The sequence below is a fragment of the Bacteroidota bacterium genome (genome assembly GCA_016699695.1).
GTDB lineage: Bacteria > Bacteroidota > Bacteroidia > Bacteroidales > UBA10428 > UBA10428.
The window spans coordinates 1,843,353-1,859,756 of the sequence record CP065006.1 but is presented as its reverse complement, the minus strand read 5'-3'; the positions used below and the strand labels follow the sequence as shown (position 1 = coordinate 1,859,756).

The 16,404-nt window shown below is 39.6% G+C and carries 15 protein-coding genes; 11 read left to right on the top strand and 4 right to left on the bottom strand.

Going from position 1 to position 16,404, the window contains the following annotated elements:
* Positions 1-208 precede the first annotated feature (208 nt).
* The gene (locus IPM71_07895) at positions 209-589 is read right to left on the bottom strand and encodes a DUF1801 domain-containing protein (protein QQS52644.1); all 381 of its coding nucleotides are present in this window, start codon (positions 587-589) and stop codon (positions 209-211) included.
* A gap of 146 nt (positions 590-735) precedes the next feature.
* Between IPM71_07895 and xth the strand changes: the two genes are divergently transcribed.
* The 11 genes from xth (at position 736) to IPM71_07840 (ending at position 12,913) form a co-directional block, all read left to right on the top strand.
* The gene (xth, locus tag IPM71_07890; protein QQS52643.1) at positions 736-1,506 is read left to right on the top strand and encodes an exodeoxyribonuclease III; all 771 of its coding nucleotides are present in this window, start codon (positions 736-738) and stop codon (positions 1,504-1,506) included.
* A 50-nt stretch (positions 1,507-1,556) separates the two neighbouring features.
* A complete protein-coding gene (locus IPM71_07885; protein QQS52642.1) occupies positions 1,557-2,162 on the top strand; it encodes a hypothetical protein in 606 nt (201 codons plus the stop codon).
* Between the two features lie 143 nt (positions 2,163-2,305).
* Positions 2,306-2,596, top strand: a complete 291-nt coding sequence (locus IPM71_07880; protein QQS52641.1) for a hypothetical protein — start codon at positions 2,306-2,308, stop codon at positions 2,594-2,596.
* Complete coding sequence (locus IPM71_07875; GenBank protein QQS52640.1) at positions 2,593-3,291, top strand: ATP-binding cassette domain-containing protein; 699 nt, start codon at positions 2,593-2,595, stop codon at positions 3,289-3,291. Before IPM71_07880 ends, IPM71_07875 begins: the two co-directional genes overlap by 4 nt.
* Positions 3,292-3,615: 324 nt before the next feature.
* Positions 3,616-4,038 (top strand): hypothetical protein, encoded by a 423-nt coding sequence (locus tag IPM71_07870; GenBank protein QQS52639.1) that lies wholly within the window; start codon positions 3,616-3,618, stop codon positions 4,036-4,038.
* A gap of 145 nt (positions 4,039-4,183) precedes the next feature.
* Positions 4,184-5,689 carry an efflux RND transporter periplasmic adaptor subunit gene (locus IPM71_07865; GenBank protein QQS52638.1) on the top strand — a complete coding sequence of 502 codons (1,506 nt, stop codon included), beginning with the start codon at positions 4,184-4,186 and terminating at the stop codon, positions 5,687-5,689.
* A gap of 11 nt (positions 5,690-5,700) precedes the next feature.
* Positions 5,701-8,787, top strand: coding sequence for an efflux RND transporter permease subunit (locus IPM71_07860; protein ID QQS52637.1), 3,087 nt, complete (start codon positions 5,701-5,703; stop codon positions 8,785-8,787).
* Between the two features lie 61 nt (positions 8,788-8,848).
* Positions 8,849-10,021: a TolC family protein gene (locus IPM71_07855; GenBank protein ID QQS52636.1), complete on the top strand. Its 1,173-nt coding sequence runs from the start codon at positions 8,849-8,851 to the stop codon at positions 10,019-10,021.
* The gene (locus tag IPM71_07850) at positions 10,018-10,686 is read left to right on the top strand and encodes a cation transporter (protein ID QQS52635.1); all 669 of its coding nucleotides are present in this window, start codon (positions 10,018-10,020) and stop codon (positions 10,684-10,686) included. Before IPM71_07855 ends, IPM71_07850 begins: the two co-directional genes overlap by 4 nt.
* Before the next feature lie 332 nt (positions 10,687-11,018).
* Positions 11,019-11,396 carry an SRPBCC domain-containing protein gene (locus tag IPM71_07845; GenBank protein QQS52634.1) on the top strand — a complete coding sequence of 126 codons (378 nt, stop codon included), beginning with the start codon at positions 11,019-11,021 and terminating at the stop codon, positions 11,394-11,396.
* 245 nt (positions 11,397-11,641) lie between these two features.
* Positions 11,642-12,913 carry a U32 family peptidase gene (locus tag IPM71_07840; protein QQS52633.1) on the top strand — a complete coding sequence of 424 codons (1,272 nt, stop codon included), beginning with the start codon at positions 11,642-11,644 and terminating at the stop codon, positions 12,911-12,913.
* 101 nt (positions 12,914-13,014) lie between these two features.
* Here IPM71_07840 and IPM71_07835 read toward each other — a convergent pair whose 3' ends face one another.
* From IPM71_07835 to IPM71_07825, 3 genes are all read right to left on the bottom strand, one after another.
* Positions 13,015-13,491, bottom strand: coding sequence for a nucleotidyltransferase (locus IPM71_07835; protein QQS52632.1), 477 nt, complete (start codon positions 13,489-13,491; stop codon positions 13,015-13,017).
* 309 nt (positions 13,492-13,800) lie between these two features.
* The gene (carA, locus tag IPM71_07830; GenBank protein QQS52796.1) at positions 13,801-14,883 is read right to left on the bottom strand and encodes a glutamine-hydrolyzing carbamoyl-phosphate synthase small subunit; all 1,083 of its coding nucleotides are present in this window, start codon (positions 14,881-14,883) and stop codon (positions 13,801-13,803) included.
* Positions 14,880-16,331: a DUF5106 domain-containing protein gene (locus IPM71_07825; protein ID QQS52631.1), complete on the bottom strand. Its 1,452-nt coding sequence runs from the start codon at positions 16,329-16,331 to the stop codon at positions 14,880-14,882. The genes carA and IPM71_07825 overlap by 4 nt, the downstream gene beginning before the upstream one ends.
* Positions 16,332-16,404: the final 73 nt, after the last annotated feature.

Here is a 16,404-nt window from a genome sequence, read left to right as displayed (position 1 = left end):
GGAATAGTTCTCCCGCCCCAGATGGGGCGGAACAAAAGTCTGCCAGTTGTTTACCTATCTTCTACCCCTAACGGGGTAAATACCAATGCTACCAGGTACAAAAGCTCGTTAACAATCATTCGTAAAGGCTTTTCTTGTCTATCTCAGACGAGAACGAATAATCAACCGAAATATTCTTTATCACCGATGTTTTGTCCCTTAACGGGTATTACTTGTTTATTTTCAATTTTTTCAATTTATCGCGATTTTCTAAGTACCGGAATTCTACAATCAGCGCAATCAGCTCATAGGGTATGGGCTCGCTGAGCGAAAATTGCACCGAACCTTTTCCTTGCTTGTATTTCGATAAGTCCTGCGCAAATTCGCTGTGCCCGCTCGGTGTGGCATAAAAGCCGATGTGATTTTTATAACCCGCAAAATACACCAGTGGCTTACCAAAAGCTTTGTAGGCAGGCATCTGGTAAGTAAGGCTCTCTTCTGCAACGGGTGCTTTTTCTTTGATAATTGACCTTATCTTATTGAGAATTATCTGAATGTCTGCGGGAAAGGCCAGTATATAGTCATCGACCGGGTTGTGTGCTGTGTTCATAGCAGAAAAGTACGTTCTCTCAAACTTACAAAATTATTTGCACAGCAATGGAATGGCCACCAAAGTAATTTATCGGTGTAAAAGCCTGTCCGGCACCCTCTAAATTCTCATACTTATAGTTTATTTTTACAGCTAAATAATTGTTTATGCGAATTCTATCCTACAATGTAAACGGTATCCGTGCAGCCCTGAACAAAGATTTTGCTACGTGGCTTAAAAGCGAATCGCCCGATATTTTATGCCTTCAGGAAACAAAAGCTCAGGATGCACAAATAGACACCCCTTTGTTCGAACACCTGGGCTATCATAGCATCGTCCATTCGGCTGAAAAGAAAGGATACAGCGGGTTGGCCATTTTATCGAAAACTAAACCCGATAAGGTTGTAAAAGGAATGGGCACAAAAAGATTCGATTCCGAAGGCAGGGTGTTGCGTGCCGATTTCGGTGATTTTACCCTCATTAATGTTTATATTCCCAGCGGCACTACCGGCGATATCCGTCAGGATTTTAAAATGGAATTTCTCGAAGCGTTTTATCAATTCATTCAAAACCTCAAACAAGAATGGCCAAAGTTATTAATATGTGGCGATTATAATATTTGCCATAAACCCATCGACATCAACCACCCCGAAAGGCACAAAACTTCCTCGGGCTTTTTACCCGAAGAACGGGAGTGGTTCGACCGCTTTATTGCACTTGGGTTTATCGATACTTTCCGCGAGTTTAACAGCCTGCCTCAGCAATACAGCTGGTGGAGCTACAGGGCCAACTCGCGCGAAAAAAACCTGGGCTGGCGAATCGATTACCACCTGATAAGCGAGGCTCTGAAAGAACAACTCAAATCGGCTTCCATTCTGCCACACGTGGAACATTCCGACCACTGTCCGGTAGAAGTGGTGCTAGGCGGGATTGGATAAACAAAATTGTTGGCAGTAGTTTTTGTTAAACAAATTGAAACGAATAGAAAATGAACTATAAATCTTTTGTTTTTATAATTATTGGAATTTTTTCCTTTCGGGTACTAGCAGCACAGGGGACAATCTCAACAGACTATGAATTTGTGAATTCTGTATATAAAAATCATGTTAAGAGGAACTTAATCTACTACTATTTATATTATAATCCAGCTTCTGATCAATTTATCCAGCCATTAAAAGATACATTAATAAAATATGTTAGTGAAACGGATATCATGTTGATTAAAAATCAAATGGAGTTTCCTGATACTTCTTTTATTTGGGACCAAGAATACTTGAATAATTGTAAAGTCATAGAAGAGAATAAAGCTAGAGAAATACAAATGAAAAATTCTCATATGTCAGTGCTAATTATTGATTCTATTACTGACAAACCAATAAACACTTTGCATGGCAGTGATTTTATTCCGATTGAAGAAAGACAATTTTATTATTTCTCCAAACCAGTCTGGAATAATGATAAGACATTAGTAATTTTTAGCGTTCATTTTTATGAGGGTAATCTTGGACAGATTAATACATATATCTACAAAAAGGAAAAAGACGAATGGAATTTAATAACAACAATACCAGGTATTGAATGGATGGGTATTTAGGGCCATTCGACCAACAAATTGTGGAGAAATTGTGTGTTTCTGTGGATTTTCACGATTTACATCGGAACACCGTGTTAAAAAGTGCTTCGAAATCAGCATATAAAATTACTTGACAACAGTTCAAATCCCATAATAAATAGCTCATGCGCCTATTCAAAGCCATTTTGATTTTTTATCGCAAATTGCTTGTTCCTGCTTTGATTTTATCAAGTTTGGTTGGTTTCATTGAGTTTTCCATTATAACTGAGTTTCCCTTTAAAACCTTTGGATATTCTTATATGATATTTGGCTTGCTCTTTCATTATTTTATTTATGAAATAAGAAATTACAACGAATACTATTTTTATTACAATCTTGGATTAAGCCGATTAAGCCTTTGGATTAGCAGCCTTGTTCTGAATTTCTTCGTTGGTCTGATTTTTATTTTATTATGAGCAAACTGCATGTAGATAGCGTTTTAAAAAGTTTTAATACAAAACAAGTATTGACAGATGTTTACATTTCATGTGAGAAAGGTGAAATTGTCGGATTGCTTGGTCGAAACGGTACAGGAAAATCGACACTCTTAAAGATTATCTTTGGCTCGCTCTCAGCAGATAGAAAGTTTGTGAGAATCGGCGACAGAATTTCCAATGGACTTTTTAAGAACCGCCATTCGATAAAATACTTGCCACAGGAGAATTTTTTACCAAACCATATAAAAGTTGACACAATAATTCATCTGTTTTGCAATGAAAACAATGCAGGCCTGATAAAGAGCCATGAATTAATCAAGCCTATGCTTGCAAAAAAAAGCAAGCAGCTTTCGGGAGGAGAAAAACGTTTGTTAGAGATATTTCTTATCGTGTTTTCTGATTCAGCTTATACCTTTATCGACGAGCCATTTAATGGTGTTGCCCCCATTTACAAAGACGAGATTAAAAAAATTATCAAAGAGCAATCGGAACAGAAAGGGTTTATTATAACCGACCACGATTACCGGAGTATACTGGAGATAGCCACGCGAATCATCATCATGCATGATGGAGGCACCAAGGAAATAAAAAGCGAAGATGAGCTGAGGTATTGGGGATACATTCCTGTTGAAAAAAGCAAGAAAAAACAAAAAAAGGCACACCTGATAGATTAGATGCTCCGTGAATAGAGGGCTTTAGTTTGAGTATAGCTTATAGTAATTTTCTCTTGTTTCCGATGGCGAACCCCCCGATAACATTAAATACGAATACTTTAGTAATAACCCAAGGCTTAATCAAAGAGCTCAACTAAACAACACAATCTAATCCGTGCAAGAAGCCATTTCCTGCCAAAATAGAAACAAGGTATAAATCAACAAAATTTAGAACCTGCTTTTGTTCCAACCCAAACCTCTTCGCAGTTAGCCTTAAAAACACCTTGTTCACTTTCGTAATACTTTCTAAACAAATTCGACAAATATTTCGTTTACATTTGCATAATGATTAAAAAGATAACAGCACATAGTTTTATTTTCATCGCCAATATATTTTTATTGGCTCATGCTGTTTTGCCCCATCACCACCACGAACAACAAGTTTGTATTGTGCAAACACATTGTGCCAATGATGCCAGTTCACATTCTCCAACAACAACCGAACACAATCATCAACACGATGGAACAAATTCAACGTCTTGCATTCTCAAACAAGCCGTAGTTTTACCTACTTCACAGGCAAGACTTTTAATTAACTGTGATAATTGCACTGACAATCATAATCACGATTTTTTTATTCTTTCTTATTTCGGGTTAGAAACATTACAGCCCATCACGGTGTCAGTCCCGACTGTACCCGAATTTGCCTTTTTATTTTCATCGCGTATAACCAGTTCTATTGGTTTTCGTGCTCCCCCGATGGCATAAACTTTAAGTGCTTTATTTTAAATTTTGAATGGGAACATTGTTCTCGTTTATTGTTACGCAGTATGTTTTCAATATTCAATATTCAACATTTAGCATTTAGCATTCATCGTTTTCAATTCAACATTTAACATTCAAAATTTCAAAAATGAATTACAAGATATTTATAGGGGTGTATTTGGCATTTGCCATTGTATCATGCAACCCATCCGGTTATAAAAATGATAATCACGAAGAACATGATAAAATAAAATTTCAATATACTGCCTATAGCAATGATTTTGAATTATTTGCCGAAGCCGATGCATTTATTGTGGGCGAAGAAGCGAATGTTTTATCACATTTTTCAATGTTGCCCGATTTTAAGGCTGTTGAAAAAGGGGAAATTACAATCACCCTATCAATTAATGGAAAAGTAGCAACTCAAAAGCTTGATAAACCAACGCGTAAAGGAATTTACAGTTTTGATATTAAACCCGATACACAGGGAAAAGGTACTTTGAAATTTGAAATAACCAACGACAATGGTTCCTATGAAGTTATTGTTCCAGAGGTAAACGTTTTTGCAAATAGCAAAGAAGCCCTCGAGGCCTCGGAAGCAATAGTTGTTTCAAAAACAAATGCTACGGTTTTTACAAAAGAACAGTCGTGGAAAATCGATTTTGCAACGGCAAATCCAAGTTCAGAGCCATTCGGACAGGTTATAAAAACTACGGCCTTGGTGCAATCATCGCCCGGTAATGAGGTGGTTGTTTCTGCAAAAACAAATGGCATTGTGCTTTTCAATCCCGAAACATTGCTCGAAGGTAGTCAGGTAAAAGCTGGTCAATCGTTATTTACTGTATCGGGAAATAGTTTTGCCGATAACAATATTTCAGTAAAATATGCCGAAGCAAAAAGCAATTTCGAAAAAGCTGATGCAGACTACGAAAGGGCTAAGGAACTCGCCAAAGATAGAATTGTTTCTGAAAAGGATTTGAACTCAGCTAAAAACGAGTACGAAAACGCCAAAGCTGTTTACGACAATCTGGGTAAAAACTTTAACGCCACAGGTCAAACCATCACCAGTCCGCAAACAGGATTTATAAAACAAATTTTTGTTCAAAACGGTGCATACGTCGAGGCTGGTCAGCCTATTACCGTTGTTTCTCAAAATAAATCACTTGTGCTTACCGCCGAAGTTCCTATGAAATACGCTTCGCTATTGGCAAACATCAAAACTGCAAATATTCGTTGTATCAACGAAAATCGTTTCTTTTCACTCGAAGAATTAAATGGAAAAATTTTGTCTTATGGCAAAGCAGCTAACAGCGATAATTATCTTTTACCGGTCAACTTACAGGTAGAAAACAATGGAAGTTTTGTGGCTGGAAGTTTTGTTGAAGTTTATCTTAAAATATTCTCCAACAGCACTGCAATTACAGTTCCCAACCAGTCTTTACTCGAAGAGCAAGGTTATTTCTATGTGTGGGTTCAGGTGAATCCCGAATTGTTTGAAAAACGGGAAGTTTTTATAGCTGGCAGCGATGGTATAAACACCGAAATTAAAAAGGGTATAACTGCCAATGAACGGATTGTGACCAAAGGGGCAATGCTTATTAAACTAGCACAGGCAACAGGTACATTAGATGCTCATTCAGGTCACGTTCATTAATCCTTATAGCCATGCTAAATAATATTATAAAATTCTCACTGAGCAACAAATATCTTATATTGTTGCTTTCGGTGGTGCTGGTAGTTTTCGGGATGAGAACTGCCACTAATATGGATGTGGATGTGTTTCCCGACCTCACAGCACCTACCGTTGTTGTAATGACCGATGCGCACGGCATGGCCTCCGAAGAAGTGGAACGCCTTGTTACTTTCCCTATTGAAACGGCTGTAAATGGTGCAACCGATGTTCGCCGTGTCCGTTCGGCTTCTTCTCAGGGGTTTTCTTTTGTGTGGATTGAGTTCGACTGGGGAACCGATGTTTTCAAAGCCCGCCAGATAGTAAGCGAAAAACTTATTAGTGTTACTTCCCAAATGCCATTAGGTGTGGGGCAACCTGTTTTAGCTCCACAATCGAGCGTAATGGGAGAGATTTTGTTTATTGGTATTCAGTCAGACAGCACCAGCATGATGGATTTACGAACCATTGCCGAATGGAACGTGAAACCACTCATTCTGGCAACAGGTGGTGTTTCGCAAGTTACTATCATTGGTGGCGATTACAAGCAATATCAGGTGCTGGCCAATCCGCAAAAAATGAAATTCTACAAAGTTTCCATGACTGAATTATCGGAAGTCTGTAAAGGCATAAGCCAAAATTCAACTGGTGGGGTTCTCAGGGAGTATGGCAACGAATACGTTGTTCGGGGCATTGCCCGTTCGTCTGATACAGAGGTTTTAGGCAGCACTTATATTAAATCGATAAATAAAAAACCTGTAAAAATTGCAGATGTTGCCGAAGTTAGAATTGGAGCTGCTCCAAAAATGGGTTACGCTTCGGGTAGTGCTAAGCCTGCTATTATTATCTCCATCTCGAAACAGCCTAATGCGAATACACTTGATGTTACACAAAGGATTGAAAAAAACTTATCAGAACTTAAGAAAACCTTACCTGCCGATGTGAAATTAGACACCAAAATTTTCCGTCAGGCCGATTTTATCGAAACATCGGTTAACAATGTTCAAAATGCGCTTATCGAGGGAGGTATTTTTGTTATCATCATCTTATTCCTTTTCCTTGGTAGCTTCCGAACAACAATCATTTCATTGCTTGCAATTCCACTATCGTTGTTGGGTGCAATTTTGGTTTTAAAATACCTTGGCATGAATATCAATACCATGAGCCTTGGGGGTATGGCAATTGCAGTTGGAGCTTTGGTTGATGATGCCATTATCGACGTGGAGAACGTGTATAAACGATTACGCCAAAACAGACTCAAACCAGAACATGAACAGCAGAATTCGTTTACAGTCGTGTTCGAAGCTTCAAAAGAAATAAGGGCTTCTATTTTCAATGCAACTTTAATTATCATGGTAGCATTTTTACCCTTGTTTTTCCTTTCGGGAATGGAAGGGCGTATGCTGCAACCTCTTGGGATAGCTTTTGTCGTTTCGCTTTTCGTTTCCTTGGTGGTGGCAATGACATTAACTCCGCTCTTATGTAAAATGCTACTTTCCAACGAGAAATATCTCGCTAAAAACGAGAAAGAAAAATGGTTGGTTCGCACTCTTACCAGCCATTACGAGAAATCGCTGGAATGGGCTTTACATCGCAAAAAGGAGGTATTAATAACTTTGCTTGGTTTGTTTGTGGTTGCTTTGGTACTCTTTGCTTCCTTTGGTCGCAGCTTTTTACCGGAATTTAACGAGGGTGCCTTAACCTTATCTGTAGTAACCCAACCGGGCGTTTCCCTCGAAGAAAGCAACCGTTTGGGCAATTTGGTAGAAACTGAGTTATTGGCACTGGATGAAGTTACCAGTACTGCGCGCCGCACCGGGCGTGGAGAACTCGACGAACATTCGCAAACAACCAACAGTGCTGAGGTAGACGTTAATTTTACTTTGAAAGAGCGAAGCCAACAAGAATTTCTTGCCAAGGTACGTGAAACACTTTCCCGTATTCCGGGAATTGCATATACAGTTGGGCAGCCACTGGGTCACCGAATCGACCACATGCTTTCGGGTACTCGTGCCAATATTGCAATTAAACTGTTTGGTATCGACCTCAATAAAATGTTTACTACTGGCAACCAAATCAAAAATGCCATTGTAGATGTGGAGGGTTTGGTAGATGTAAATGTGGACCAGCAAGTTGAAATTCCTCAAATTCAAATTTGCGCAAACCGTGATATGCTGGCACAATATGGAATTACCATTCAGCAATTTAACGATTACATTGACATTGCCTTTGGTGGCGAGAAACTGGCCGACATTTATGAGGGACAGCGCAGGTTCGATTTGGTGCTTCGTTTAAATCTCGATCATACTCAAACTCTCGAAGGCATCCGAACAGCACTTATCGATACCGAAAGCGGAAAAAAGGTTCCATTAGAGCAGGTTGCCGAAATTGTTTCGGTATCTGGCCCAAGTTCTATAAGCCGCGAAAATGTACAGCGTAAAATTGTAATATCGGCAAACGTTGCAGAGCGTGATCTACGAAGTGTGGTGGAAGATATTCGCAAAAACATAAATGAAAAAATCACCCTGCCAGAAGGATACCGCATTGAATACGGCGGACAGTTCGAGAGCGAGGCAAAAGCATCCAAAACACTTATGCTTACCTCTTTTATAGCTCTTATTATAATTTTCCTTTTATTGTACCAGGAGTTTAAAAACTTCAAACTCGCTGGAATTATTTTGCTCAATTTACCCTTGGCATTAATAGGCGGTGTATTTGCCATTTGGTTTACATCTGGCATACTAAGCATACCTGCAATAATTGGTTTTATTACGCTTTTTGGAATTGCTACCCGAAATGGCATATTACTCATTTCAAATTATCAGCGATTACAGAGTCAGGGAGTTTCTCTTAATGAAACAATCACAAAAGGTTCATCAGACCGTTTGAATGCTATTTTAATGACAGCTCTTACCGCTGCCCTTGCACTTATACCATTGGCTATGCAAGGCGATTTGCCTGGCAACGAAATTCAAAGCCCTATGGCAAAGGTAATTTTGGGAGGTTTATTGACATCAACCTTGCTGAATATTTTTATCGTGCCAATCGTTTACAGCGTCTTTTACAAAAAGGTTGAATTATAAATTTTAAATGAAAAAACATTCAGCATCAACATTCAGCAGTTACCACTCAACATTCAAAATTATGTATCGAATAAGTATCCTATCAGCAATAATGGCTTTCAGCCTTAATCTTTATGCCCAAAGCGATATTGATTCAGTTTTGGCTCAGATAGAAAGGAATAATACCACGCTGGTTGCTTTGCAAAACAGAGCCGAAGCCGATAAACTTGGCAACAAAACAGGTAATTACCTTCAAAATCCTGAAATAGAATTTAATTATTTATGGGGCAATGATGTTACAGGTAACCGTACTGACTTTGCAGCAACTCAAGTCTTTGATTTTCCGTTAGCATACAGCTATAAAAATCAAATTTCGGACATTAAAAACGAACAGGTGGAGCTTGAATATCAAAAGCAACGAAAGGAATTGCTTCTGAATGCCCGATTAATTTGTTACGATTTGGTTTATATTAATGCGGTAAAAGCTGAGCTTGCGAAGAGGCTTCAACATGCGCAAAACATTGCCTCTGCCTATAAATCGAAACTCGATGTGGGTGAAACCAATATTCTGGAATACAATAAAGCACAATTAAACTTGCTGAACCTGAGTAAGGAAATGGAAGTACTTATCATCGAACAAGAAGCATTGCAGGCAGAGTTGACTCGTTTAAATGGTGGAATTCCAATCATTTTTTCCGAAAATGAGTTTCAGGCTGCAATCTTGCCAACAGATTTTGAACAATGGTATTTGCAAGCCGAACAGAGCAATCCTTTATTAAATTGGTTAAAAAAGGAAGTTGAAATAACGCAAAACCAAATAAGTCTTAACAAGGCTCTGAGTATGCCCAAATTTCAGGCAGGTTACCTGAGCGAATCGGTGGTTGGGCAGGAATTTAAAGGCTTCACGGTAGGCTTGTCAATACCCTTATGGGAAAACAAGAACACAGTAAAATATTCGAAAGCCAATGCGCTTGCTTTGGAAAACACTGCATCTGACAATAAATTGCAACTTTATGGCCATTTAAAGGTGCTTCATACAAAAGCAGTATCGCTTCAGAGTAATGTAAATGATTATAAAACAAACCTAAAACTGTTTAATAATTCCGAATTTCTTAAAAAGGCATTTGACAATGGCGAGATTTCGCTGATTACCTATATGCTCGAACTTTCCTTTTATTACGAAAGCGTTATAAACTTGCTTAAATTAGAGAGGGATTTGAATAATACTATTGCAGAGTTAAATCAATATTTATGACAGAGCATAAAAGCAAACACGAGAATAAAACCATGTGGGTAGTGCTGCTTACTGCCATTACTATGGTTGTAGAGATAATTTTCGGATTAACCACAAAATCAATGGCCTTACTGGCCGATGGTATACACATGGGTTCCCATGTGCTTGCCATTGGGCTCAGCTGGTCGGCGTATATCATTGTTCGTAAAGTTTCTAAGAGCGAAAAATTCAAAGGAAATACAGATAAAATTCTTTCCCTTTCAGGATACAGTAGCGGTTTGATGCTATTGATTTTTGCCTTTGTAATAATGGTTGAGGCAATACAGCGCTTTTACAATCCGGTAGCTATTATTTATAAAGAAGCCATTTTAGTAGCCATTATTGGACTCATTGTGAATATCGTAAGTGCCTTTCTTTTGCACCACGACCATGAGCATTCCGACCATAACATACGAGCAGCCTATCTTCATGTAATTGCCGATGCTTTAACCAGTGTGTCAGCAATTTTGGGATTAACGGCCGCCATGATTTGGAATATCCCGTTTATCGATACCATTGCAGCACTAATAAGTTCCCTGGTCATTGTCAAATGGTCAATAGGATTATTGAAGGATTCAGGGAAAGCGTTGTTGGACATAAAAACGGAGCATGAAGGACATAATCACGGACATGGGCATCATCATTGATTCCCTAATCAAAAGTAATTCGCTTTGCTGATTTACAGCCAGATGAGTATCTGGATTCTGGTTCGTCCTCGGTTGGCTTTGCCGATTTTCAATTCAGAAGTTTACGAAGAAATGTAATCAAATATAAAAATTAGAATCTTTGATAGGAATATAGCATATAAACAATAGCACAACTTACTTCCAACTTGTTCTTCGTCTTCGGAAAATTCTTAAAGAACGGACCTAGGTGTTTAAACCAGAATAAAAAATAAGAATGGCATAAACACATAATCCTTGAAAATGTGTTATTAACTTGCACAATGAAAATTTTAACCACAATACAGCTATAAACCATGAAACAACTGAAACAATCGTATAACATTCCGGCCCCGGCCGAAGAGGTTTATATTGCGCTTACTAATCCCTTTACCATCGAGCTCTGGTCGGGCTATCCGGCAGAAATGTCTACCGAGCCTGATTCTGAATTTTCGCTTTGGGAAGGCGATATCTGTGGCAAAAACCTCGAATTCAAATTAAACGAATTGGTAAAGCAGCAATGGTATTTCGAAGGACAGGATGAACCATCGGTGGTAAGCATTCAGCTTCGCGCCAAGGGCGAAAGCACTTCTGTAGAGTTGGTACACGAAAACATTCCCGACGAAGCGTATGAAGAAATGAAAGAAGGTTGGAAAGATTTTTATTTCGGTGCCTTAAAAAAGTTCTTTAGTTAAGTATTGTGCATAAGTTCGATTGTGTTCATGTGCGTTATTAATAAGCATTATCATACTAGTAGGATAGATATATTAAATTCAAACATTTGTTTTTTTCTTGCATATAGGCACTTTGTACTTCCCTACTAATTACAGCGCGGGGGTCATCCCCTTTAGGGGAAAGAGGGGTGAGGGTGGGAAAGATATAAAACTGTGTTATAACAGGCATACTATAGTTTAATCATAACGTTCTATTATTCAATTTTATGAATACGTTTATTTCAGCAAATACTTTTAAAAGAGAAGAAATTGAAATAATGGCTCCGGTAGGGTCGTTCGAATCGCTGATGGCTGCCGTGCAGGCTGGTGCCGATTCGGTCTATTTCGGATTAAGCAAAATGAACATGCGTGCTCGTTCTTCGGTTAATTTTACTGAAGAAGATTTGGATAAGATATTGGAAATCTGTCGTGAACATAAAATCAAAGCCTATCTTACTTTAAATATTGTCATATACCAGGATGAGCTGGAAGACATGCACCGCTACATTGACCTGGTGGCTGACAAAGGCATTACGGCCATCATTGCCAGCGATCCGGCGGTGATAGGCTATGCACGTTCAAAAGGGGTCAACGTGCATATTTCGACCCAGGTAAACATCAGCAACATCGATGCAGTGAGGTTTTATGCTGCCTTTTCCGATGTCATGGTGCTGGCGCGTGAGCTCAATCTTGAACAGGTACAAGACATTTATGGGCGCATTGAGCTAGAACAAATTAAAGGGCCTTCGGGTGAGCTTGTAAGGCTCGAAATGTTTGTACATGGAGCCTTGTGTATGGCTGTTTCGGGTAAATGCTACCTGAGTTTGCACGAGCACAACCAATCGGCCAACAGGGGAGCCTGTCTGCAGGTTTGCCGCCGGGCTTATGAAGTGAAAGACAAAGATACCGGCATAGAACTAGAAATCGACAACGAGTACATCATGTCGCCCAAAGACCTTTCTACCATTCATTTTATCAATAAAATAATTGACGCTGGTGTGCGCATTTTAAAAATCGAAGGAAGGGCAAGGCCGGCAGAATATGTATTCACCGTAGTCGATTGCTACCGGCAGGCTGTGGAAAGCTTGTTGGACGGCAGTTTTGGACAGGAGAAAATAGAAGCATGGCAGAAACGCCTGTCGAGTGTGTTTAATCGCGGTTTCTGGGACGGTTATTACCTGGGCCAGCGATTGGGAGAATGGAGTGGGGTATACGGTTCCAAAGCCATGAAAACCAAAGTACTGGTCGGAAAATGCACCAATTACTTTACCCAGCTGGGTGTAGCCGAATTTTCCTGCGAAGCCTCGGTGGTTGAAACCGGCGATGAACTTTTAGTTACCGGGCCTACAACTGGCGTGGTAAGTTTTAAGGTGGATGAAATAAGGGAAGATCTGGTGCCTGTACAAAAAACCACTCAGGGAGTAAAATTTTCTGTGAAAACCCCACAGGTCATCAGGCGCAACGACAAGCTGTTTAAATGGGTAAATACGAATGCTTGATTGATTAGCCATGGACAATTTTGTGGCTATAAGGCTTTTCCTTTGTGAGAAGAGGATTTTACATACTATTTATAACAGTTTAAAGTGCCTTAATTCATCAATCACGACAAGCCATCGCGAAGTTTACGAAGTTCTTTAAGGTTTTTCGCATCAAGAGCATCTTTCATTCTTATCGAGTTTTCTTTGCACACAATCAAATCTTCGAACCCGATAAAACGAACATCTCTGCCATTAATTTTTGTGGAAAAATGGTTTTTATAACACTTATCGAAATCATTTTTAACGATAAAATCATCTACCAATTCAATTTTAGTGTTTTCAAGCGGAATTTTAATCATATGGCTTTTACTGAGGGCCTCAATCGCTTTAATTGAATTATCCTTATTGTAACCTAGTTCCACAAAAGCCTTCAATAAACGTTCAAGGTTATCTTTTTTAAGGTCAATCCAAATATCTATGTCTGTTGTTGAACGGGTAAAACCATGCACATTCACAGCAAATCCGCCGACCACCATATAGTCGACCTTATTGCTATTCAGGCAATCCAAAGCTTTGATATAGTGTTCTAAAAAATTCATTTCAATTCAAAAACTTTCGGATGATCATTTTCTAACTGGATGGAATAATAGGGATTATTTTTTGCCAAAAACTCCGTTAACTCAATACAACGTATAAATCGCTCACTTGGAGTAAGTAATAAACAATCTTTTAAATAATCAATGTCTACATTCACATCCATTTTTTTTGCGATTCTTGGTAGATTTTTACTCAACACCTTATCCAAAAATAACAAATACTTTCCACACTCATTCTTTGGCCAATAAAAAAGCCTGCAAGACTTCTCTGGCAGGCTTATCCTTATCAAACGAGTAAATAAATGTGTAATTCTAATTAGCCGCTGCTTTCACATTATCCATAAACATATCGAACAGAAACTCGGTATCGGTTGGGCCGCTGGAAGCTTCTGGATGGAATTGTGAGCTGAAAAAGGGTTTTATTTTATGCTTCACCCCTTCGTTGGTTTCGTCGTTCAGGTTAATAAACAGAGGCTCCCAATCGCTGGTTAGTGTTTTGTTGTCGGTGGCATAACCATGGTTTTGCGATGTGACAAATGCACGGTCGGTGCCCACCTGTATGCAGGGTTGGTTGTGGCTTCGGTGGCCGTATTTAAGCTTATAGGTATCGGCTCCGGCAGCCAGTGCCATTAACTGGTTACCAAGGCAAATGCCCGTTATGGGTTTCTTACCTTCGAAGGCTTTTTTCAAGTTGGCAATTGTGGCAGTACATTGCTTGGGGTCGCCGGGGCCATTCGAAATAAAAAGCCCATCGTATGCTTCCTGGTTAAAATCGTAATCCCATGGTACCAGGGTAACAGTGGAATCGCGCTTTATAAGGCTGCGTATGATATTGTACTTTACACCGCAATCGATTAATACCACTTTGTATTTTCCGTTTCCGAATATCTTTTTTTCCGGGGTACTCACCTTGGCAACCAGGTTTTCGGCCGATGGGTTATAGAGCGGCACATCTTTGTTGTCGAAAATAATTTTGCCCAGCATGGTGCCTTTTTCGCGTAAAATTTTGGTAAGCTCGCGGGTATCGATACCATAAATGCCGGGCACCTGGTTTTGTTTTAACCATTGGCCAAGGCTCATTTGCGCATTCCAGTGGCTGTATTCTTCGGTGTAATCGCTCACAATAAGTCCTGAAATATGCATACTGAACGATTCATAAAATTTTTCCAGGCCATCCGATTTTTCTCCGCCCGGCACACCGTAATTGCCAATGAGTGGGTAGGTTAGAACCAATATTTGACCCTTGTAGGAGGGGTCGGTAAGGCTTTCGGTATAACCTACCATGGCGGTATTAAACACCACTTCGCCCGAAACCGAATTTTCGCTTCCGAATGAAAAGCCGGAGAATTCACTGCCGTCTTCCAGTATCAGTTTTATCGCTTTATCCATTTTTATTTGTTGTATTTTTTATAGACTTGAATCAGGTCAGCCACATTTTCTGGCCCTAATCTTTTGCCGATGATTTTTTTATTCCGGTCGAGCACAAAAATCTGGGGCGTCGAACGGATGTCATATATTTCTTTGAACTTATAATCGTAGGGGTTCCAGGCATTAATCCAGTCATAAAGCTGTTTCTGGTTCACAAAATCGACCCATTTTTCTTTTCCATCTTCGCCAAAGAGCGTGCTTACTGCTATCACCTGTATGTTCATGGCTTTGAGCGAATCGGTATAAAGCCGATAGAGCTCGGGCACCACAATTTTACAATGGCTGCAATTGGCTTCCCAGAAAACCAAAATGGTAAATTCAGCTTCGATCTGGCTTATTTTGAAAAAGTTTCCGGCATGAGGGTATTTTTTCAGGCTTGTATCGTTAGCAGCTTGTTTAAAATGATCGGAAGGCACATACCTTAACTCCACATCGGGGGCTATTTGCCCTATTAGCAAGGGTTTTAAGAGAGCAACGCGCTCTTTCAGGTCGGCTATAAATTTCTCATCGCTCCACCAGGCCTTTGGAATATAATACTTCTCGGCAATATGCACCTGCACGGCATCCATGCCCATGTACTGGCTTTTACCGTATTTGTTGAACAAGGTGATCAGCACAAAACGGAACAAAGAACTGTCTGCAAGGCTTTTGTCCAGCACCATGTCAATTTCCTTTATCAGGCTGTCTGGTACTTGGGCCACCACCTTGTCGAGGTAATAGTTCATTTTATCTTCGTAGAGCGGGGTGTGCAGCAAACGCACATCGGCCAGGTCGAAATAATCGAAAAAGTGATTTTTATAAAAACCATAACTCAGGCGGGCATCGTCTTTAATAGAGTCAGGTACTTCAGCTTCGAGGGTTGCCGATAAGAAGGTCGATACAAACAATTCGGGAAAAGTCTGGCGTATTTCTTTTATTTTGGCAATGCGTTGTTTGCCAAGGGTAAAAATTTCTTCCTGCACCAATTCTTTGTCTTTATCGCTTTCTGCGGTTTTTAGTTTTTCCTGCAGTAAAGCCATTTCATCTTGCTTATTCAACATAAAGCGCTGGAAGTCGACAAAGATTTCGTTGTCTTTCGATCCTTTGGAAACCAGGTTTTGAACATAATTGATGGTATCAGTTTCAAGTGCAAAATGTTGGTCTTTTCCCATCATAATTTCGAAATAACTGCCATCTTCGAAAAATATCACATAAAGCCCCTGGATGAGGGTTTTTGATCCGGAAAACCTACCTTGACCGGCAATATCCAGGGTAAGTGTATCATCGGGGTACATCGATTTGCCAAAATAGTGGCCCAGAATCAGGTTCTGTCCGCTAAGCTCTTTGACCTTGACATCGATCTGATAGCCCTTTTCCTGCGCTTGAAGGGAGTTAAGTAAAACCACGCAGACCATCGATACGAAAAACCTTTTCATGACACGAAACTATTGGTTGCTGAGGCGCAAAAATAGCATAATAAAGTATTTGAATAAAGTGAATAGTTTATTT

Excerpts from the sequence above, each read along its gene's own strand:
- IPM71_07895 (QQS52644.1), bottom strand. The coding sequence starts at position 589 with ATGAACACAGCACACAACCCGGTCGATGACTATATACTGGCCTTTCCC.
- xth (QQS52643.1), top strand. The coding sequence starts at position 736 with ATGCGAATTCTATCCTACAATGTAAACGGTATCCGTGCAGCCCTGAAC.
- IPM71_07885 (QQS52642.1), top strand. The coding sequence starts at position 1,557 with ATGAACTATAAATCTTTTGTTTTTATAATTATTGGAATTTTTTCCTTT.
- IPM71_07880 (QQS52641.1), top strand. The coding sequence starts at position 2,306 with ATGCGCCTATTCAAAGCCATTTTGATTTTTTATCGCAAATTGCTTGTT.
- IPM71_07875 (QQS52640.1), top strand. The coding sequence starts at position 2,593 with ATGAGCAAACTGCATGTAGATAGCGTTTTAAAAAGTTTTAATACAAAA.
- IPM71_07870 (QQS52639.1), top strand. The coding sequence starts at position 3,616 with ATGATTAAAAAGATAACAGCACATAGTTTTATTTTCATCGCCAATATA.
- IPM71_07865 (QQS52638.1), top strand. The coding sequence starts at position 4,184 with ATGAATTACAAGATATTTATAGGGGTGTATTTGGCATTTGCCATTGTA.
- IPM71_07860 (QQS52637.1), top strand. The coding sequence starts at position 5,701 with ATGCTAAATAATATTATAAAATTCTCACTGAGCAACAAATATCTTATA.
- IPM71_07855 (QQS52636.1), top strand. The coding sequence starts at position 8,849 with ATGTATCGAATAAGTATCCTATCAGCAATAATGGCTTTCAGCCTTAAT.
- IPM71_07850 (QQS52635.1), top strand. The coding sequence starts at position 10,018 with ATGACAGAGCATAAAAGCAAACACGAGAATAAAACCATGTGGGTAGTG.
- IPM71_07845 (QQS52634.1), top strand. The coding sequence starts at position 11,019 with ATGAAACAACTGAAACAATCGTATAACATTCCGGCCCCGGCCGAAGAG.
- IPM71_07840 (QQS52633.1), top strand. The coding sequence starts at position 11,642 with ATGAATACGTTTATTTCAGCAAATACTTTTAAAAGAGAAGAAATTGAA.
- IPM71_07835 (QQS52632.1), bottom strand. The coding sequence starts at position 13,491 with ATGAATTTTTTAGAACACTATATCAAAGCTTTGGATTGCCTGAATAGC.
- IPM71_07825 (QQS52631.1), bottom strand. The coding sequence starts at position 16,331 with ATGAAAAGGTTTTTCGTATCGATGGTCTGCGTGGTTTTACTTAACTCC.